Annotated in this window: 23 protein-coding genes; 13 read left to right on the forward strand and 10 right to left on the reverse strand. The window is 53.1% G+C overall.

Annotated features, from left to right (window positions below):
• Positions 1-90: 90 nt before the first annotated feature.
• From bssS to MXM41_RS08340, 5 genes are all read left to right on the forward strand, one after another.
• Positions 91-345 carry a biofilm formation regulator BssS gene (gene bssS / locus MXM41_RS08320; protein ID WP_325931126.1) on the forward strand — a complete coding sequence of 85 codons (255 nt, stop codon included), beginning with the start codon at positions 91-93 and terminating at the stop codon, positions 343-345.
• A 116-nt stretch (positions 346-461) separates the two neighbouring features.
• Positions 462-1,580, forward strand: a complete 1,119-nt coding sequence (gene solA, locus MXM41_RS08325) for an N-methyl-L-tryptophan oxidase (RefSeq protein ID WP_325931128.1) — start codon at positions 462-464, stop codon at positions 1,578-1,580.
• A 56-nt stretch (positions 1,581-1,636) separates the two neighbouring features.
• On the forward strand, positions 1,637-1,750 hold the full coding sequence (locus MXM41_RS08330; protein ID WP_325931130.1) for a YceO family protein: 114 nt from the start codon (positions 1,637-1,639) through the stop codon (positions 1,748-1,750).
• Between the two features lie 260 nt (positions 1,751-2,010).
• The gene (locus tag MXM41_RS08335; protein ID WP_325931132.1) at positions 2,011-2,577 is read left to right on the forward strand and encodes a cytochrome b; all 567 of its coding nucleotides are present in this window, start codon (positions 2,011-2,013) and stop codon (positions 2,575-2,577) included.
• A 1-nt stretch (position 2,578) separates the two neighbouring features.
• A complete protein-coding gene (locus MXM41_RS08340; protein WP_325931134.1) occupies positions 2,579-3,154 on the forward strand; it encodes a YceI family protein in 576 nt (191 codons plus the stop codon).
• Between the two features lie 39 nt (positions 3,155-3,193).
• On the opposite strand, the gene MXM41_RS08345 is transcribed toward MXM41_RS08340, so the two are convergent.
• Positions 3,194-4,243, reverse strand: a complete 1,050-nt coding sequence (locus MXM41_RS08345; protein ID WP_325931136.1) for a rhodanese-related sulfurtransferase — start codon at positions 4,241-4,243, stop codon at positions 3,194-3,196.
• 220 nt (positions 4,244-4,463) lie between these two features.
• Here MXM41_RS08345 and MXM41_RS08350 point away from each other — a divergent pair, with 220 nt between their 5' ends.
• The 3 genes from MXM41_RS08350 to MXM41_RS08360 all read left to right on the forward strand — a co-directional run bounded on the left by MXM41_RS08350 (position 4,464) and on the right by MXM41_RS08360 (position 7,260).
• A complete protein-coding gene (locus tag MXM41_RS08350; RefSeq protein ID WP_325931138.1) occupies positions 4,464-5,390 on the forward strand; it encodes a Kdo(2)-lipid IV(A) acyltransferase in 927 nt (308 codons plus the stop codon).
• 146 nt (positions 5,391-5,536) lie between these two features.
• A complete protein-coding gene (gene mdtG / locus MXM41_RS08355) occupies positions 5,537-6,787 on the forward strand; it encodes a multidrug efflux MFS transporter MdtG (protein ID WP_325931140.1) in 1,251 nt (416 codons plus the stop codon).
• A 98-nt stretch (positions 6,788-6,885) separates the two neighbouring features.
• Positions 6,886-7,260, forward strand: a complete 375-nt coding sequence (locus MXM41_RS08360; protein WP_039032335.1) for a MysB family protein — start codon at positions 6,886-6,888, stop codon at positions 7,258-7,260.
• Here the strand turns inward: MXM41_RS08360 and MXM41_RS08365 are convergent, their stop codons facing one another.
• From MXM41_RS08365 to mdoG, 3 genes are all read right to left on the reverse strand, one after another.
• Positions 7,261-7,488, reverse strand: a complete 228-nt coding sequence (locus MXM41_RS08365; protein WP_325931145.1) for a YceK/YidQ family lipoprotein — start codon at positions 7,486-7,488, stop codon at positions 7,261-7,263.
• 117 nt (positions 7,489-7,605) lie between these two features.
• Positions 7,606-10,134 carry a glucans biosynthesis glucosyltransferase MdoH gene (gene mdoH / locus MXM41_RS08370; RefSeq protein ID WP_325931147.1) on the reverse strand — a complete coding sequence of 843 codons (2,529 nt, stop codon included), beginning with the start codon at positions 10,132-10,134 and terminating at the stop codon, positions 7,606-7,608.
• Complete coding sequence (gene mdoG, locus MXM41_RS08375) at positions 10,127-11,680, reverse strand: glucans biosynthesis protein MdoG (RefSeq protein WP_325931149.1); 1,554 nt, start codon at positions 11,678-11,680, stop codon at positions 10,127-10,129. Before mdoG ends, mdoH begins: the two co-directional genes overlap by 8 nt.
• 255 nt (positions 11,681-11,935) lie before the next feature.
• On the opposite strand from mdoG, the gene mdoC reads away from it, so the two are divergent.
• A complete protein-coding gene (mdoC, locus tag MXM41_RS08380) occupies positions 11,936-13,096 on the forward strand; it encodes a glucans biosynthesis protein MdoC (protein ID WP_325931151.1) in 1,161 nt (386 codons plus the stop codon).
• A gap of 34 nt (positions 13,097-13,130) precedes the next feature.
• On the opposite strand, the gene MXM41_RS08385 is transcribed toward mdoC, so the two are convergent.
• From MXM41_RS08385 to csgB, 6 genes are all read right to left on the reverse strand, one after another.
• On the reverse strand, positions 13,131-14,615 hold the full coding sequence (locus MXM41_RS08385; protein ID WP_325931907.1) for a phospholipase D family protein: 1,485 nt from the start codon (positions 14,613-14,615) through the stop codon (positions 13,131-13,133).
• Positions 14,551-15,093: an O-acetyl-ADP-ribose deacetylase gene (gene ymdB / locus MXM41_RS08390; protein WP_325931908.1), complete on the reverse strand. Its 543-nt coding sequence runs from the start codon at positions 15,091-15,093 to the stop codon at positions 14,551-14,553. The genes MXM41_RS08385 and ymdB overlap by 65 nt, the downstream gene beginning before the upstream one ends.
• 84 nt (positions 15,094-15,177) lie before the next feature.
• A complete protein-coding gene (locus tag MXM41_RS08395; RefSeq protein WP_325931153.1) occupies positions 15,178-15,477 on the reverse strand; it encodes a type 1 fimbrial protein in 300 nt (99 codons plus the stop codon).
• A 158-nt stretch (positions 15,478-15,635) separates the two neighbouring features.
• Positions 15,636-15,962, reverse strand: coding sequence for a curli assembly chaperone CsgC (gene csgC, locus MXM41_RS08400; protein WP_325931154.1), 327 nt, complete (start codon positions 15,960-15,962; stop codon positions 15,636-15,638).
• A gap of 60 nt (positions 15,963-16,022) precedes the next feature.
• The gene (csgA, locus tag MXM41_RS08405; protein WP_325931156.1) at positions 16,023-16,472 is read right to left on the reverse strand and encodes a curli major subunit CsgA; all 450 of its coding nucleotides are present in this window, start codon (positions 16,470-16,472) and stop codon (positions 16,023-16,025) included.
• A 40-nt stretch (positions 16,473-16,512) separates the two neighbouring features.
• On the reverse strand, positions 16,513-16,962 hold the full coding sequence (gene csgB, locus MXM41_RS08410) for a curli minor subunit CsgB (RefSeq protein ID WP_325931159.1): 450 nt from the start codon (positions 16,960-16,962) through the stop codon (positions 16,513-16,515).
• A gap of 746 nt (positions 16,963-17,708) precedes the next feature.
• Here csgB and csgD point away from each other — a divergent pair.
• The 4 genes from csgD to csgG are packed head-to-tail and all read left to right on the forward strand — an operon-like array spanning position 17,709 to position 20,040.
• Complete coding sequence (gene csgD / locus MXM41_RS08415; protein WP_325931161.1) at positions 17,709-18,359, forward strand: biofilm master transcriptional regulator CsgD; 651 nt, start codon at positions 17,709-17,711, stop codon at positions 18,357-18,359.
• 4 nt (positions 18,360-18,363) lie between these two features.
• Positions 18,364-18,753, forward strand: a complete 390-nt coding sequence (gene csgE / locus MXM41_RS08420; protein WP_325931164.1) for a curli production assembly/transport protein CsgE — start codon at positions 18,364-18,366, stop codon at positions 18,751-18,753.
• Between the two features lie 13 nt (positions 18,754-18,766).
• Positions 18,767-19,180, forward strand: coding sequence for a curli production assembly/transport protein CsgF (gene csgF / locus MXM41_RS08425; protein ID WP_039032324.1), 414 nt, complete (start codon positions 18,767-18,769; stop codon positions 19,178-19,180).
• A gap of 26 nt (positions 19,181-19,206) precedes the next feature.
• On the forward strand, positions 19,207-20,040 hold the full coding sequence (gene csgG, locus MXM41_RS08430) for a curli production assembly/transport protein CsgG (protein ID WP_250588842.1): 834 nt from the start codon (positions 19,207-19,209) through the stop codon (positions 20,038-20,040).
• Positions 20,041-20,070: the final 30 nt, after the last annotated feature.

Raw genomic sequence — 20,070 nt, forward strand, 5'->3', positions numbered from 1 at the left:
CCTTATTTATTGATATACTGAAATTGCTTCAGAAAAACACGCATTGAACCTCACAGTCGTTGTCTTTTAACACGTATTCAGGGGGTTATGATGGAAAAGAATAATGAAGTCATCCAGACCCATCCGCTTGTTGGCTGGGATATTAGTACTGTAGATAGCTACGACGCGCTGATGCTGCGTTTACATTACCAGATCCCGGATCACGCTGACACCGACGAAGCGGAAGTTGGGCAGACGCTGTGGTTAACCACAGATGTCGCACGCCAGTTTATTTCTATTTTAGAAGCCGGCATTGCAAAAATAGAATCCAGTGACTACCAGGAAAATGAATACCGGCGACATTAGCGCTATGTCATTTTTTCACCTACCAGGCACCTCACGGTGCCTCATTTATTTCTCCCTTGTATAAGCCTGCCTTCTTAATTACCCTGCTAACCAACGAAACGCGTAAAGAGAGCCTCATGAAATACGATCTTATTATTATTGGCAGCGGATCTGTCGGAGCGGCGGCAGGTTATTACGCAACGCGAGCCGGCCAGAATGTGCTGATGATTGACGCCCATATGCCGCCCCATACGGAAGGAAGCCACCATGGCGATACCCGCCTGATGCGCCACGCGTACGGGGAAGGAGAACGCTACGTACCGCTGGTGTTACGGGCGCAGGCACTATGGGATGAACTGGCGCAAATCAGCGGTGAACCGGTCTTTGAACGTACGGGCGTGGTCAATCTTGGGCCATCCGACTCGACGTTTCTGGCAACGGTTGAACAGAGTGCCCGTCAGTTCAGCCTCAATCTCGAACGACTGGACGCAGCGGCAATCATGAAGCGCTGGCCTGAAATCAACGTTCCGGCGGATTATATTGGCCTGTATGAAGCCGAGTCTGGCGTACTGCGCAGCGAACTGGCGATTAAAACCTGGATTGCGCTGGCGAAAGAGGCCGGTTGCGCCCAGCTGTTTAACTGTCCGGTGACCGCCATTACCCACCAGGATGATGGCGTCACCGTCGAGACGCCCGAGGGCCCGTATAGCGCAAATCGCCTGCTGGTGAGCGCGGGCACCTGGGTCTCACATCTGGTGCCGGGCCTGCCGGTGCAGCCGGTGCGTAAAGTCTTCTCCTGGTTCCAGGCCGATGGCCGTTACAGCCATCAGAACCGCTTCCCGGCCTTTACCGGCGAGTTGCCTGACGGCGACCAGTTTTACGGCTTCCCCTCCGAGAAAGATGCGCTGAAGATCGGTAAACATAACGGTGGGCAGATCATCAACTCACCCGAAGAGCGTAAGCCGTTTGGCGCTTATCCTGGCGACGGATCTGAAGCCTTTAAGTTCCTGCGCAACGTACTGCCCGGTATTGGCGGCCTGTTACACGGCGCAGCCTGCACCTATGACAACACCCCGGACGAAGATTTCATCATCGACACCCTGCCGGGCCATGACAATACGCTGCTGATCACCGGCCTGAGTGGACACGGATTTAAATTTGCCAGCGTGCTGGGCGAGATTGCCGCGCAATTCTCTCAGCAGATCGCCCCGCCGTTTGATCTCACGCCATTCTCCCTGTCGCGCTTTAGCCGATAATGTTGTCAGGCTTCGGGTGTCCGAAGCCTTTCATTTCATCTCTTACCGGTATTCCCATGCGTCGTATCGTCAATTACCTGATTAATAATATTCGCGAACACCTGATGCTCTATATTTTGCTGTGGTCGTTACTGGCAATCCTCGATATTCTGTACATTGTATTTTTCTGATGAGAATTACTGACAAAAACTGACATTTCTTAAAATAACTATAATTTCACAATAAATTATTTGAACATCATCAAAGCGTCATAACCCGCCGGATCCAGCCAAAATCACAAACCATTAACAGTCCTGTTGACCATAATTCTTAACTTTATTTCAAATTAATTGAACAAATAATATTGATAATGAATATCTGTAAATATCATTTGCATTAATGTTTATCGCACGCCATTTTTAGCGCTTACAAATGAATAACGGTACACACTATGCAGGTGCGTAATACCCCGACACGCTACGGCGTTGTCTCCATAAGTTTACACTGGCTGATGGCTATTGCGGTTTACGCCATGTTTGGCCTTGGCCTCTGGATGGTGACCCTCAGCTATTACGATGGCTGGTATCACCAGGCACCGGAGCTGCACAAAAGCATCGGGTTTATGCTGATGCTGGCGCTGGTGGTGCGACTGTTATGGCGTCATTTTTCCCCGGTTCCCCCGGCGCTGAAAAGCCAGACGCGCTTCACGCGTATTAGCGCTGCCGCTGCGCACTTCGCGCTGTACGGGCTGCTCTTCGCCATCCTGATCAGCGGCTATTTGATCTCCACCGCCGACGGGAAGCCCATCAGCGTCTTTGGTCTGTTTGACGTGCCTGCCCTGCTGGCAGATGCCGGCACGCAGGCCGATCTGGCCGGAACCGTCCATCTGTGGCTGGCATGGGGCGTGGTCATTCTCTCCGTCCTGCATGGCCTTGCCGCCTTAAAACATCACTTTATCGACAAAGACGCCACCCTGACACGAATGTTGGGCAAAGCGTCACCTGACTCTGGAGCGTAAAATGAAGAAAAGCCTGCTGGGATTAACCTTAGCGTCTCTGCTGTTCACCACCGGTGCCGCCGTGGCAGCGGACTACAAAATTGATAAACAAGGCCAGCACGCCTTTGTGAACTTCCGTATTCAGCATCTGGGTTACAGCTGGCTGTACGGCACCTTCAAGGATTTTGACGGCTCCTTTACCTTTGATGAGAGCAATCCGGCGAATGATAAGGTCAATGTGACCCTGAACACCAACAGCCTCGATACTAACCATGCAGAACGCGACAAGCATCTGCGCAGCGCGGACTTCCTCAACGTCGCGAAGTACCCACAGGCGACCTTCACCTCAACCGAGGTGAAAAAGGATGGCGACGGGCTGGATATCACCGGCAACCTGACCCTGAACGGCGTGACGAAGCCCGTTAAGCTGGATGCAAAACTGATTGGTCAGGGTGACGATCCGTGGGGCGGCAAACGCGCAGGGTTCGAGGCAGCAGGTAAAATTCACCTGAAAGACTTCAACATTACGACCGATCTGGGCCCGGCGTCGCAGGACGTTGAGCTGATCATTTCGGTGGAAGGGGTTCAGCAGAAGTAATGCCCTCGCCCGGTCACACGACCGGGCAAGGTTTCAGGATCATTCCGGGTCAGGAATGCCGAGACGGGTGTTGAGACGGCCACGCGACTTATTGAAGATCTTATTACCATTCTCGCGCCCGGCACGGCGGCGGCGCTGCTCCTCTTCAGGCAACACGCTCTCTTCGCTGCACAGCTCACTGCAGCAGCCGTTAAACTTCTCAGCACAGGCCGGACACTGAATAAACAGCAGATGGCAACCGTCATTTTTGCAGTTGGTATGAGTGTCGCAGGCGGTGCCGCACTGGTGGCAATGGGCAATCACGTCATCAGAAATGCGCTCGCCCATGCGCTCGTCAAAGACGAAGTTCTTGCCGATAAAGCGCACCGGCAGCCCCTGCTCACGCGCGCGACGGGCATACTCAATGATCCCGCCTTCGATATGCCAGACCTTGTTGAAGCCGTTGTGCTTCATAAACGCGCTGGCTTTTTCGCAGCGGATCCCCCCGGTGCAGTACATGACAATTTTCTTGTCCTTGTGCTCCTGCATCATCTCGACGGCTTTCGGCAGTTGTTCACGGAAGGTGTCCGCCGGGATCTCAAGCGCGTTTTCAAAATGGCCCACTTCATATTCATAGTGGTTGCGCATATCGATAAACACGGCGTCGGGATCGTCCAGCATGGCGTTGACTTCCGCCGCTTTCAGGTAATCGCCTACGTCGGTGGCATCAAAGCTCGGGTCATTAATACCGTCCGCCACAATGCGCTCGCGCACTTTCAGACGCAGCACCCAGAAAGATTTGCCATCATCGTCCAGCGCGATGTTCAAGCGCAGGCCGTCCAGCGCCGGATCGAAGGCATAAAGGAAGGTGCGCAGGACATCGACTTTGCTTTCCGGCACGCTGATCTGGGCGTTGATGCCCTCGTGGGCCAGATAGATACGGCCAAAGACGTTCATCGCGGTTAACGCTTGATAGAGCGCATCGCGGGTCGCCTGCGGGTTAACGATGGTGAAATATTTATAGAACGAGATCGTCGTGCGCGGCTCGGTTTCAGCCAACATGCGCGCTTTCAGCTCTTCGTTCGAAATGAGGTTGTGTAACACTGGCATGGTGTACGGTTCCTGCAATCGTAATAAGAATGAAAATCGGGCGGCATCATATAGCAAACAATGAGAATTTACATCCCTTCATTTTGCGCTACATTTCTCACATTAAAATTCCGGGCAATAACATTTGCTGTTTTCATAAACATTCCGTTGCCATCCATTTTGGATATGATTCAAAAAATGCGACAATCTGCCAACAGGACGTATTTAAAACAGGAACGACATGACTCAATTACCTAAATTTTCCATTGCGCTACTGCATCCGCGTTACTGGCTGACCTGGGCTGGCATCGGGTTATTATGGTTGCTGGTGCATCTGCCCTACCCGGTGATCTACCGTCTTGGCTGCGGCCTGGGTCGACTGGCGATGCGCTTTATGTCCCGCCGCGCCCGCATTGCCCGCCGTAATCTGGAACTCTGTTTCCCGGAGATGAGCGAGCAAGAGCGTGACAACATGGTGGTGAAAAATTTTGAATCCGTTGGCATGGGGTTGATGGAGACCGGGATGGCCTGGTTCTGGTCCGATAAGCGCATGGCGCGCTGGACGGAAGTGACCGGTACCGGTATGGATCCGGTGCACCAGTTGCAGGCGCAGAAAACTGGCGTACTGCTGATCGGTGTCCATTTCCTTACCCTTGAGATCGGCGCGCGAATGTTTGGCATGCAGGCGCCCGGCATCGGGGTCTATCGTCCGAACGACAACCCGGTGCTCGACTGGCTGCAAACCTGGGGCCGGATGCGCTCGAATAAAAGCATGATCGATCGTAAAGATCTCAAGGGCATGATCCGTGCGCTGAAATCCGGCGAGGTAATCTGGTATGCGCCGGATCACGACTACGGCCCAACCGCCAGCGTCTTCGTACCCTTCTTTGCGGTTGATGAGGCGGCAACCACCACCGGTACCTGGACCCTGGCCCGTCTGTCCGGCGCGGCGATTGTGCCATTTGTGCCGCGCCGTAAAGCCAACGGCAAAGGCTATGAGCTGATGATGCTGGAACCTGAGCGTTCCCCGCCGCTGGAGGATGCCACCACCACCGCCGCGTGGATGAACAAGGTCGTGGAAAATTGTATTCTGCTGGCCCCGGAACAGTATATGTGGCTGCATCGCCGCTTTAAAACCCGCCCGGAAGGGGTGCCTTCCCGCTATTAATCTCCCTGCGGCCTTCCCGGCCGCATGCTTCCCTATGAGCTTATAGTGCTCTCCGTCGTTGCAGCAATCATCACCCAGGCGCATAATTAGCAGGCTTATTACCTTCTTTTATAATGATGCCGCTGCGCATCATAATGCGGATAGCTATGTCTCCCTCAGAAATACCAATAAACTGGAAGCGGAACCTCACGGTTGCCTGGCTGGGCTGCTTTCTTACGGGTGCCGCCTTCAGTCTGGTGATGCCCTTTCTGCCGCTCTATGTTGAACAATTAGGGGTCAACGGCCACAGCGCGCTCAACATGTGGTCCGGGCTGGTGTTCAGCATCACCTTTCTTTTCTCCGCTATCGCGTCGCCGTTCTGGGGCGGGCTGGCCGACCGCAAAGGGCGCAAAATTATGCTGCTGCGCTCTGCGCTGGGCATGGCCATCATCATGCTGCTGATGGGACTGGCGCAAAACATCTGGCAGTTTCTGATTTTACGCGCGTTGCTGGGGCTGCTGGGCGGCTTTGTGCCCAATGCCAACGCGCTTATCGCCACGCAAATTCCCCGCCATAAAAGCGGCTGGGCGCTGGGAACGCTCTCCACCGGCGCGGTGAGCGGTGCCCTGCTTGGCCCGCTGGCCGGCGGACTGCTGGCGGACAGCTACGGCCTGCGGCCGGTATTCTTTATTACCGCAGGGGTGCTGTTTGCCTGCTTCCTGGTGACCCTGTTCTGTATCCGGGAAAATTTCATCCCGGTGCCGAAAAAGGAGATGCTGCATGCCCGCCAGGTCTTCGCCTCGCTTAAAAATCCCCGGCTGGTCATCAGCCTGTTTGTCACCACTATGATTATTCAGGTCGCCACCGGTTCTATCGCGCCGATCCTGACGCTGTACGTACGCGATCTGGCCGGACACGTCGGTAATATCGCTTTTATCAGCGGTATGATTGCCTCGGTACCCGGCGTCGCCGCCCTGATTAGCGCCCCGCGACTGGGGAAACTGGGCGATCGCATTGGCCCTGAAAGGATCCTGATTGTCGCGCTGGTGATCTCCGTTCTGCTCCTCATTCCGATGTCATTTGTGCAATCGCCGTGGCAGCTTGGCGTTCTGCGCTTTTTACTGGGGGCGGCCGATGGCGCTCTGCTGCCTGCGGTACAGACTTTGCTGGTTTATAACTCCACCAATCAGATTGCCGGACGCATCTTCAGCTATAACCAGTCGTTTCGCGATATCGGCAACGTTACCGGGCCTCTTCTCGGGGCCGGTATTGCCGCCAGCTACGGTTTTCGCGCGGTATTTATTGTCACCGCCTGCGTGGTGCTGTTTAACGCGATTTACTCATGGTTCAGTTTGTCCCGTGCGGTGCGTCAGCCCAGAGCGACTCCGGAGTCAGATAAGCTCTCAGCGTCAGATTAAGACAACTGCGTGAAGGCTTTTGCCGCTTTCATACTTGCAATTATGGAGAATCAGCTATTCTTTCCCTGAATACCACGTCAATTCACAGGGAGACGCCGATGACTATGTTTGCCACTTTAGAGGAAGCGATTGATGCCGCGCGCGAAGAGTTTCTCGCCGATAATCCAGGCATCGAGGAAGATGACGCGAATATTGAGCAGCTCAATATCCAGAAGTATGTCATGCAGGATGGGGACATTATGTGGCAGGCCGAATTTTTTGCCGATGATGGTGAAGACGGCGAATGCCTGCCCGTACTGAGCGGCGAAGCGGCTCAGGCGGTGTTTGATGGCGATTACGACGAAATCGAGTTGCGTCAGGAGTGGCTGGAAGAAAACACCCTGCATGAATGGGATGAGGGTGAGTTTCAGCTCGAACCACCGCTGGATACCGAAGAGGGACAAACCGCAGCGGATGAGTGGGACGAGCGTTAATTATTCATAGGGCCCGTGCTGAGCGTCGATGGGCAGCAGCAAGGTATCAAAGACCAGCGAGAACGGCAGATCCAGTACCGTCAGGTAGCGCCATGCGGAGTCGCGGACATCCCATTGCACACCCGGATAATATTGATTGCCGTGTCCTTGCCCCGGGATTGTCCGGCTGATAATACTGCCGCAGCCGCTCAGCAGGAGCGCCATCGTAATGACGATGAAAAGTCTCATCCAGTACCTCTGATAAAAAAATACCGGCCCTGGAGCCGGTATTTATTTGCCCGGCGGCGCTGCGCTGCACGGGCCTACAGTTTTGCAGGCCAGGTTAGCGCAGCGCCACCCGGCGCATCACTTCCCTTTCAACGCCTGCGGATTCAGCTTGAGCGTCTGGTAATGATTCACCCACGAAGAGTATTTCTCCGGGGCGGTCCATACACGATGATGCATCCGCGCCATTGTCACAGGGTCGCTCAGCAGCACCAGACGACGGTCGCGATTCAGCTTCTCTGGTGTCTCGTTCAGCGCCTGCTCAACGTGACGATCGCGGGCGATCTCCAGCACCTGGCTGGCACGGTGACGGGCGGTCGCCATAGCGATGGCCAGGGCGTTGAACGACGGGTTAAACACCGCGTGCATAAAACCATCTTCCAGCGAACGGCTGCGATTGAGTTCCAGGTAGCGGTCCGTATCCACCAGCACCTGCGGCGGGGAATACTCTTCCGGGATCAGGAACAGCTTCCAGCGTTTGGTGCGCAGGCCCACCGTTGAGCGGCTGGAGATCACCGATACAAACGGCGACAGGATCAGCGAGAAGACAATCGGTGCCAGCCAGAACAGGAAGCGCAGATCCAGCCACGCCATGCCCACCGCCCAGACCAGACCGAGCAGCATCTGCGAGCCGTGACGCATGAAGGCTTCACTCCACGGGGTGGAGTCATCGTCACGCTGTGGCGAATTCCAGACCACTTCCCAGCCGAGGAAGGCGCTGACCACAAAAACGGTATGGAACAGCATACGCACCGGCGCCAGCAGAACCGAGAACAGCACCTCCAGCAGCAGGGAGAGCGTCACGCGGAAGAAACCACCGTACTCCTTCGAGCCCTTGCACCAGATAAGCACGATACTCAGCAGCTTCGGCAGGAACAGCAGCACCATCGTCGAGGCAAAGAGGGCAATCGCCAGCTCAGGACGCCACTGCGGCCACACCGGGAACAGCTGGCGCGGCTGCAGGAAGTACTGCGGCTCGGTCAGGGCATGAACTACCTGCAACGCGGTCGACAGGGCCAGGAACATAAACCACAGCGGCGCAGAGAGGTAGGACATTACACCTGTCAGGAACACCGCACGGTGTACCGGGTGCATCCCTTTCACGAGGAACAGGCGGAAGTTCATCAGGTTGCCGTGACACCAGCGGCGGTCACGCTTCAGTTCATCCAGCAGGTTCGGCGGCAGCTCTTCATAGGAACCCGGCAGGTCATACGCAATCCACACCCCCCAACCGGCACGGCGCATCAGCGCGGCTTCAACAAAGTCGTGAGACAGGATCGAGCCCGCAAACGAGCCTTCACCCGGCAACGGTGCCAGCGCACAATGCTCGATGAACGGCTTCACGCGGATAATGGCGTTATGCCCCCAGTAGTGGGATTCACCCAGCTGCCAGAAGTGCAGACCAGCGGTAAACAGCGGCCCGTACACCCGGGTAGCAAACTGCTGGCAACGCGCATACAGCGTGTCCATTCCTGACGCTTTCGGCGAGGACTGAATGATACCGGCATTTGGATTGGCTTCCATCAGGCGCACAAGGCCGGTCAGACACTCACCTGTCATGACCGAGTCGGCATCCAGCACCACCATATAGCTGTACTGATTACCCCAGCGACGGCAGAAGTCATCGATGTTACCGCTTTTACGCTTCACGCGGCGACGGCGACGGCGGTAGAAGATCTGCCCTTCGCCCTGCACTTCGGCGATGAGCTCCATCCAGGCTTTCTGCTCTGCTACGCAAATATCTGGGTTGTAGCTGTCACTCAGGATGTAAACATCGAAATGTTCGGCGTTACCGGTGGCCTTCACCGACTCCCAGGTGGCGCGCAAGCCAGCGAAAACGCGATCCACGTCCTCGTTACAGATCGGCATAATCAGTGCGGTACGGTGTTCGGGATTGAGGGGTTCATTCCCTACCGTAGAGTGCGAAATGCTGTACTTGTCCCGGCCTATCAACAGCTGCAAAAAGCCCATCAGCGCGGTCCAGAAACCGGCCGAAACCCAGCAGAAGAGAATAGCGAACAGCAGCAGAATGCCGCTTTGCAGAATGTAAGGCAGCAGCTGCATAAACGAGACCAGCAGATCCTGGTCCAGCATATCGGCCGGATTGATCAGCGCCCAGCCCTGGTAAGGCAGAATGGTCTTCATATACCAGGTGGCGACGACGGTCTGGGCGATGGTCAGCAGCAGCAGGATGTAGCGGCGAATACTGCCGACGGTACGCCATTTTTCCTCGCTGACCTGCTGCTCTTTGGTCAGGCGGGAGAGATAGCGCGGGGTGGTATCGCGGCCACGCAGGCGATCCCAGAAACGGCCCACCGGGTTGGTGCGCCAGGGATCGGGGAACATCGAGGAGCGCGTCGCTTTCGGCATGGCCTCAAGCTGGGTACGTCCTTCGTCATCTCGGATCAGCTGGCCATCGGCCAGTGAATCGGGCCAGGCCTGCTCGAGACGGCTTTTAACCGAGCCCAGCGGGGTATCATCTTCACGGGTAAACGGATGATGATCGGCATCCAGCGCGGTGTGAACCGCGCTGATGTCACCCTTCGGCAGTGCCGCCTTCTCGATATCGGTCAGCGGCATGGCATCGATATACTCAGTTATCTTATTCATTGGCAGGTAGCTGATAGCTCCAGGTTTCACTCAACGGCTGGTCTGCATTCACCAGGGCGGCGCGCATCTCAGTCGGCTGTTTCGCGTCTTTCACTTTCACGCGCAGGGTTAAACGCCAGCCTTTGGTGACCGGGTTATAACGCACGCTGTTCTCAACGATTTCACCGTTGTCACCGATGCTCGCCTGAGCGGTGACCGGGGTTTCTGGTGCCAGCTTTTTCATATCCTGGCCAGTAAAATCGACTACAAACGCGATGGTGCCATCAGGCTGACGGATCAGGTTGGACTGTTTCACATCCCCTGTAGAACGACGGGTCTGCAGCACATACGCGCTTTCCGGCGCGTGCAGCTTGTCTTCATCGCGGCTCATGGTGATGCTGTAGTTGAAGTTCATCTCTTTACCGGCTTCCGGCAGCTGGTCCGGCGTCCAGTACGCGACGATGTTGTCATTGGTTTCGTCGTTGGTCGGGATCTCTACCAGCTCAACTTTGCCTTTGCCCCACTCGCCTTTCGGCGTGATCCAGGCGCTAGGGCGCAGATCGTAACGATCGTCCAGATCTTCAAAGCGGGAGAACTGACGACCGCGTTGCAGCAGACCAAACCCCTGCGGGTTTTCCATGCTGAAGCTGCTTACCGCCAGATGTTTCGGGTTGTTCAGCGGGCGCCAGATCCACTCGCCGTTTCCGGCCAGAATCGACAGACCATTGGAGTCGTGCAGTTCCGGGCGGAAGTTAGTGGTCGGAGAAGGCTGGTTTGGCCCGAACAGGAACATACTGGTCAGCGGCGCAACGCCCAGTTTGCCGACTTTATCGCGCAGATAGACTTTAGACTGCACGTCGACCACGGTGTCGCGGCCAGGAATAATGACAAAGCGATAGGCACCCGTTGCACGCGGAGAGTCCAGCAGCGCATAGATGGTCAGGCGTTTGTCAGTCGGTTTTGGACGTTCGATCCAGAACTCGCGAAAACGCGGGAACTCTTCCCCGGAAGGCAGAGCGGTATCGATCGCCAGACCACGCGCAGAGAGGCCGTAAACCTGGCCGCCGCCAATCACACGGAAATAGCTTGCCCCCAGCATGCTGACAATTTCGTCGTTTTTATCTTTACTGTTGATGGGGTAAAGCACTTTAAAGCCCGCGAAGCCAAGATCTTTCACGGTGTCTTTGTCGTGTTGCACATTGCCGAAATTAAAGTAGTCCGGGCTGTATTTGATTTTACGTACCGCGGTTGATGTCACTTCATTGATGGTGACAGGCGTGTCGAAGTACATCCCCTGATGATAAAACTCGAGCTTGAACGGGGTCTTAATTTTATTCCAGTATGCTTTATCGTGATTAAACTGGATCTGCTGATAGTCCGCATATTTCATGTCGCGGAAAACGGAGGGTAAGTTACTTTTTGGCGCTTCGTACCCTTTACTGGCCATCGATTTTGCCTGTTTTGCGACGTCGTCGATGGTAAAGGCCAGGGCCGATGAGGTATACAGAGACAACAGGACTGCCGCTCCTAACCAACGCATTTTCATCAATTGTGGTTTATGTTTCATAATAAGTAAGCACTTCCCCCTTTGTGTGCTTATATCGATCCGATCCATTTTAATGGAAAATCAGGCATTCCGACAACATAATCACCGCTTTGTTCAGCGTGCTGGCTCATGGATTAAGCAAGTGAAAGTAACCCGTTTTCACTTTGCGTGCTTATCCTGGAGACAGTGTGTCAGACTTCGTGTAGGGTTGGCACCGAATGTAAACACTATTGGTCTTAGGGATAAGACGAAAAGTCTGAGAATGCGCAACGTAATATGAGCACCGTACCCGCACAACGCGAATATTTCCTTGATTCTATCCGGGCATGGCTCATGCTGCTGGGGATCCCGTTTCATATTTCCTTGATTTATTCGAGCCACGTCTGGCACGTCAACAGCGCGGAGTCGTCGTGGTGGCTGACGCTGTTTAACGACTTTATCCACGCCTTCCGGATGCAGGTTTTTTTCGTTATCTCAGGCTACTTTTCCTACATGCTTTTTTTGCGCTATCCGCTTAAGCGCTGGTGGAAAGTGCGCGTGGAGCGCGTCGGTATTCCAATGCTCACCGCCATTCCTCTGCTGACGCTGCCGCAATTTATCATGCTGCAATATGTCAAAGGCAAAGCGGACACCTGGCACACCCTGTCGCTGTACGAAAAATACAATACCCTCGCCTGGGAACTGATCTCGCACCTGTGGTTCCTGCTGGTGCTGGTAGTGATGACCACGGTCAGCCTGTGGCTGTTCAGCCGTATGCGTCACCACCTTAGCGCCCGGTCGGACGCATTTTTTGCGGATATCACCTGGGGCAAACTGTCGGTCCTGTTTTTACTGCTGGGCATCGCTTATGCCGCGCTGCGCCGCACGCTATTCATTGTCTTTTCACCGATCCTGAGCGATGGCCTGTTTAATTTTGTAGTAATGCAGACATTGTTCTACCTGCCATTCTTTTTAATTGGTGCGCTGGCTTTTGTTCATCCAAAGCTCAAAGCCCTGTTCACCACCCCGTCGCGCGGCTGCACACTCGGGGCAGTGCTGGCGTTTATCGCCTATCTGCTCAATCAGCGTTATGGCAGCGGCGATGCGTGGATGTATGAAACTGAAAGCGTGATCACCATGCTGCTGGGGCTGTGGATGGTCAATGTGGTCTTTGCCCTGGGCCACCGCCTGCTGAACTTTAAATCCGCGCGCGTCACCTATTTCGTCAACGCCTCGCTGTTCATTTATCTGGTGCACCATCCGTTAACGCTGTTCTTTGGCGCGTACATCACGCCGCATATCCGTTCCAACCTGCTCGGTTTTATTTGCGGGCTGGTGTTTGTGGTGGGGATCGCGATTGTGCTGTATGAAATCCATCTGCGTATTCCGCTGCTGCGTTTTCTGTTTTCCGGCAAACCGGCTGTTAAAGCGGAAAACACACCACAGGCCACCAGCTAAGCCGTTCTGCGCCGGTCGCTGAACCGGCGCCCTTTTACAGCAGCCACTCCACCGGCAGCCAGTAGACCATACGCACCAAAACCCGCTGCCAGAAGCGGGTTTTGGGCTCCTTTTTATGCACGATCTCCTGCCCGTCCTTGCGCTCAATCCAGTTCAGACGCCCCAGCTTATCCAGCCGGAGCTGCCAGGCTTCGTGGCGCTGGCTGCGCACAAACCGGGTGTGTATGAGCCGCGCCAGCCTCTCACTTTCGATGACAAAACCCATCTCGGTATTGAGCATGGTTGAACGGGGATCAAAATTGAGCGAACCAATAAACACTTTCTCGCCGTCAACGCTGAAGGTCTTGGCATGCAGGCTGGAGCCAGAGTTCCCGGTAATCCCTCGATCGTGCGCCGGCGGGACGCCATCCTGAGTCGGCTTGAGTTCATAGAGCTCGATGCCGTGGCGCAACAATTTTTTACGCCAGCGGGCGTAACCGGCATGAACCACTGAGACATCGTTGGCTGCCAGCGAATTGGTCATGATGGCAACCTTAACCCCTTTGCGTACCATCTGCAGCAGCAGCGCTACCCCGGCCCGGGTGGGAACAAAATAGGCTGAAATAATCGTGATTTGCTCAACCGGTGAGCCCATCACGTCCAGTAAGCGCTGCGGCAGCAGAGAGTGCCGTTTGGCTCTCCCCTGCCCTTTACGCGGATCGTCACTGAGCAGCCGGGTTTTCGCCCAGATCAACGGTAAATTCCCGGCCTCAAGGTTGGTGATAAAATCACTGGACTGTAATTTATCCAGATAGCGACGAGTAATATCGTCCCGATACCAGGCTTCAGGGGGATGAATTTTGTCTTCGATTTCCGCCTCGGAAAGTTCCAGCACCTGCTGGAGTGTCGAGACCGATGCGCAGTTCCAGTATCGCTCAAAGTCTTCGGCCACGTCCTGCACCACTGGCCCTGTCGCCATCACATCCAGATCGGAAAACAGCGGCTCTTCGCCTGCACCAAAATAGGCATCGCCGACGTTTCGCCCACCAATAATGGTGACCTCGCCGTCCACGGTAAAACTTTTGTTGTGCATCCGGCGGTTGAGGCGGGCGAAATCGGTGAGATACCCCAGCGCGCGCAGAGAGCGGAACGAGAAGGGGTTAAACAGCCGGACAGAGAAGTTGGGGTGAGCATCCAGCAGACGCAAAATGCTGTCCAGCCCCTGGGTATTGTTGTCATCCAGCAACAGGCGCACGCGGACACCGCGCATGGCGGCAGACAACAAGACGGAAAACAGCAGGCGTCCTGACATATCGTCTTCCCAGATGTAGTACTGCACATCCAGCGTCTTTTCCGCCATCTCCGCCAGCCGGTACCGGCAGGCGAAGGCGTCCAGACTGTTATCAAGGGGAAGAAGGCCGCAGAGCCCAGGGTGAGCAGAACTGACCGGCGCAATCGCGCGTCCCAGTCGCGTGTTATGCGTCGGTTTCCTGTCCTCGTTGGGTAAGCAGTCGCTTGTATAGCCGGGCATTTTCTTCATCATAGCAGACAAAGTATACCCGCTCCGGCAGAGGCTTGCGGGTGAGATAATCCGAAACCGTGTTAACGGCGATTTCCGCAGCGGCCGCGCGTGGGTAACCATAGACTCCGGTACTGATTGCCGGGAATGCGAGGGTGTGATAACCATTGGCCGCTGCCAGATTCAGGCTGTTGCGGTAGGCCTCTTCCAGGATCCGCGCTTCATGATGCTCTCCACCATGCCAGACAGGGCCGACGGTGTGGATCACCGCTTTGGCGGGCAGGTCGCCGGCAAGCGTAATCACTGCATGCCCCGGCGCGCACTCGCCTTGCTGCTGACGCACCAGTCGGCAGGCCTCCAGCAAGGCGGGCCCCGCCGCCCGGTGTATGGCGCCATCCACGCCGCCACCGCCTATTAAGGAAGGATTGGCTGCGTTAACCACTACATCAACATGCAGCGTGGTGATATCACCGTGAAAGACTTCAATTCGGGAGAACATAATCAACCTCTGCATACCGCTTTTTTCTTAAGTGTACCGCAGAGGTTGGGTTGTGGCAGCCCGGTTGACAGAAAACGCCCCGCCTCAGCGGTAGTCAACCTGAACAACAGCGAGGGATTTTTCAGGGTTAATGTAGTTCATGCTGATGGTCGCCCGGTCTGCGGCGGGAACATTGCCGTTGAGCGCATCCTTATAGCTTACCAGTTGGGTGGACATTTTATTGTTCTGCGGACAGGTAACAGACAGTCTGTACGCATCAGGCGTGATGTTACAAGGATCTTCGACAATCTGTCCGGAGATATGAATGACATGGCCAGCATAAGCCGGGGTAAGCGTAACCGCAGCAATACAGGCTGCAGCCAGGGTAATTCGGGACGAAACCATCAGTGCACTCCTCAATGACAATCGTCCTTGACCCTTAAACGACACGCCTCATGCAGAGCTGTCGACTGGCATCGGCGATGCCAGCAACATCAGAATAACAATGAAATAACATCCATGCTACGACATTCAATATATTGATTTTATGAATGTTTTGCGCGTCATGCTTTGGAAGAGGGCCACTGTTGCGATAAATGCAGCGATTTGCCATCCGACACCGTCACGATGACGTTAATTTTGTCATGAGGTCCGGAATTGAGGGTCATGCGGGAAAGATTGACCGTTTTATTTGCCGGTAACGAGACGGTATTTTGCTGACGCGAGGTGCTCTGCCCGCCAGGACCACTGCGCGAGGTGAGGATCTGCACCTGGCATAAACAGGGCTCCGTAACGGTCACCTGGGGAATAATGGTCACCATCTCACCCTCGGTGGAGGTCTGAAAGGTAATCTGACTGCTCAGCGCAGCAAGCAATAAAAGTGTATTCATGATCATCTCCCAAAAAAAAACAGGGCCTCAGCCCTGTTTTTTTGACGTACGGCGGCAGTATTAGTACTGACCAGCAGTCACGGTGTTGCCGAAGCCAACCTGAGTGATGTTAGCAGAAGCGCCGTTCATAGTTTGACGAAGATCGACTTCGTTACGGCCACCAGACTGGCTAACAGTTGCAGAGAGGTCACGACCGCTCCACTGGCTGATGGTCGCTTCGTTACCCTGGCCACGCTGGGTCAGGCTGATTTCGCTGCTGTCAGCACCCTGAGACAGGTCGGCGTCGTTACCGAAGCCATTCTGTCTAACGGTGATTTCAGAACCACGTGCATCGCTTTGCAAAGCGTCCACATTGTTACGGCCACCATACTGATAAACGGTCAGCGATTCTGGGCTGACGTTATTATTGCCGTTACCACCATGGTTATTACCCCATTGTGGGATAGAACCAGCCATAGCACTGCCAGAAACCACGATTGCTGCAATTACTGCCACTTTTAAAAGTTTCATTGTAAAGCCCCCATCGGATTGATTAATTATCGCTCAATAGCTAGCGTTGAATAACGCGAATTGCCATCTGCGACTGTCTCTGCACTACAACTGCCGTTTTTTGCGTACCGTACTGCGTAATATTCGCTTTATTACCAGAACCTTTCTGAATAATCACTGCGGTATTACCATATGCACCTTGATTAATACTCGCATTGTTCGAGTTCCCTTTTTGATCAATATAGGCAAGGTTGTAACTGCCTGATTGATCAATGTTCGCTCGATTATTTCCGCCCTCCTGAGAAACGGCAGCTAATAATTTCTGGCCATGCTGTTGAACGTTGGCGTTGTTATTTACACCAACTTGCCCAATGATAGCTGCCTGGTTATATGAGGATTTACTCAGCTCATTAACCGCGAAATTATATTCTGACGCTGCCAGATCAGTCGCTGCGAAAACAAATCCAGGTGCACCCAGTAATGTCAACATCAATAACAACTTGTTCTTCATGTTATCACCCTGGACCTGGTGGTATAATAACTGTGTTAACAAGAGCCAATATTTTGTTAACCCGGCGTTACGATGAAGAGTATGTCTGCCGAAACAATTTTAATATCTCACCCGCCAGTTGTATTTTTATTCTTCCGTTCACCCCAAAGTATTAAATAAAATTAAATATCGTGGCTTTACAACGATTTTAAAGGTGCTCAAGAAGCGCCATTTTCAGCTTGCAGAAATGGAAAGCGTTAAAACTACAGAGTTGCCGTTTCGTCTGGTCTACGGGAGGGTGAACGGGATATATCCATGATTGCGTGACAAAGTCCGTGATTTCTTAAGACGTTTACACATTGTAAAAATAGGCTTAGCGTTTTGACCAGGCTCATACCTTATCACTATTAACATTTAAATTACCTTAATCAATAAAATCAATGAGTTACCGTAATTTGTATGATTTTTAAAATGTGTGCATCAATATCTTAATGTACAACTTTTTAATGATTCCTAATCAATTCATGAACTCATTTTTTACAAAGTAATATTGATTTTTACATTCTGTTACACGTTTAACACTTGCTTTAAAAATCGTAATAGCTAGATTGAAAACAGAAGTTCGGCATTATTAATTTATTTTCCCTTCCTTCTAAGGGATATGGTCTTTCTTCTACACACAGCAGTGCAACATCAGTCAGTACTTCTGGTGCCCCCAATAATATATTGGGGGCAACTGACAGATGTTTCATAAAAGGGGTTTCATCATGTTTAATGAAGTCCAAAGCTTGCATGGTCAGACTTTATTGTTAGTCACCAAACCTTCTTTACAAGCGACAGCTTTACTACAGCATTTAAAGCATAGTTTAACATTGAGCGGGAAATTGCATAGTATTCAACGCTCTTTCGACGACATTGCGCCTGGCAGCATTATTCTTTTCGATATGATGGAAGCGGATAAAAAACTTATCCAATACTGGCAAGATATTTTAAGCAGAAAAAACAACAACATCCGTGTATTGTTGTTAAATACGCCCGAAGAATACCCCTTCAGGGATATTGAAAGTTGGCCACATATCAACGGTGTCTTTTATGTCCACGAGGACGAGACCCGCGTGGTTGATGGCCTGCAGGGCGTTCTGCGTGGGGAATGCTATTTTTCGCAGAAACTTGCCAGCTACCTCATAACGCACTCCGGAAATTATCGCTATAACAGTTCAGAGTCCGCTTTGCTGACCCATCGCGAAAAAGAGATTCTGAATAAATTACGTATAGGTGCTTCAAATATTGAAATCGCCCGTTCGTTATTTATCAGCGAAAATACGGTTAAGACTCATCTTTATAATCTTTTCAAGAAGATAGCTGTTAAAAACCGGACTCAGGCGGTTTCATGGGCGAATGATAACCTCAGGCGTTAACAGTATGAAACGCACAGTGAGTTGGATTACCGCAGCAGGCCTATGGCTTGCTGCCGGGAATCTTCATGCAATTGAAGTGGAGATCCCGGGATTGTTAACTGACCACACCGTCTCGGCTGTCGGGCACGCTTTTTATCGCGGCTTCAGTGACAAATGGGAAAGTGACTATCCCGGTAACTTAACCATCAATGAACGGCCCAGTGCACGTTGGGGAAGCTGGATCACAATAACGGTGAATCAGGACGTTATTTTCCAGACCTTTTTATTCCCCTCGAAAACTGACCTCGATAAAAACGTGGCCTTTGCTCTGGTTCAAACCGAAGAGGCATTAAATCGTCTGCAGATCGATAAAGCTCTGCTGAGTACCGGCGATTTAGCGCAAGACGAATTTTAATTCGGAGGCATTCATGCGTGTTGTCCATGCAGTTGTAGCTTTAATGCTTATTCCATCTCTGAGTTGGGCCGGAAATATGACCTTCCAGTTCCGCAACCCGAACTTTGGTGGAAACCCTAATAACGGCTCATTTCTTTTAAACTCGGCTCAGGCGCAGAACTCCTATACGGACCCAAGCTCTGATGATTTCGGTATTGAAACCCCGAGCGCACTGGATAACTTTACCCAGGCAATCCAGGCCCAGGTTCTGGGCGGACTCCTGACCAATATTAATACCGGCACACCCGGCCGTATGGTAACCAGCGACTTTATTGTCGACATCGCCAATGCGGACGGACAAATGCAGTTGAACGTGACAGACCGGAAAACGGGGAAAACATCCACCATTCAGGTTGCTGGCTTGCAAAACAATTCTACCGACTTTTAAATAATGTCGAGATAAGGACAATAATCATGCAGCGCTTTCTCCTCCTTGTTGCAGTGTGCTTATTGAGCGGTTGTTTAACTGCTCCTCCGAAAGAAGCGGCGAAACCGACATTAATGCCTCGCGCCCAGAGCTATCGTGATTTGACCAAATTGCCATTGCCAACGGGTAAGATCTACGTGTCGGTTTATAATATTCAGGATGAAACCGGGCAATTTAAACCGTATCCGGCAAGTAACTTCTCAACGGCTGTACCGCAAAGCGCCACCGCGATGCTGGTCACCGCTTTAAAAGATTCTCGCTGGTTTATTCCTCTGGAACGTCAGGGGCTGCAAAACCTGCTTAACGAACGTAAGATCATTCGTGCGGCGCAGGATAACGGCACCGTGGCGATGAACAACCGCATTCCGTTGCATTCGCTCACGGCGGCGAACGTGATGGTAGAAGGCTCGATTATCGGCTACGAAAGTAACGTGAAATCGGGTGGTGTGGGGGCTCGTTACTTCGGTATCGGCGGCGACACGCAGTACCAGCTTGACCAGATTGCGGTGAACCTGCGTGTGGTCAACGTCAGTACCGGCGAGATCCTGTCTTCCGTGACTACCAGCAAAACCATTCTCTCCTATGAAGTGCAGGCCGGGGTGTTCCGTTTCATCGATTATCAGCGTCTGCTGGAAGGTGAAATCGGTTATACCTCTAACGAGCCGGTCATGCTCTGTCTGATGTCGGCAATCGAAACCGGGGTGATCTTCCTGATTAACGACGGTATCGATCGCGGATTATGGGACCTGCAAAACAAAAACGAAGTGAAAAACGATGTTCTGGTGAAATACCGCGAGATGTCATCACCGCCAGAATCCTGACAGAAAGCGCATTAAAAAGGCGAGACCGGG

Origin of the sequence: Leclercia adecarboxylata (assembly GCF_035787115.1) — a bacterium.
GTDB lineage: Bacteria > Pseudomonadota > Gammaproteobacteria > Enterobacterales > Enterobacteriaceae > Enterobacter > Enterobacter adecarboxylatus_E.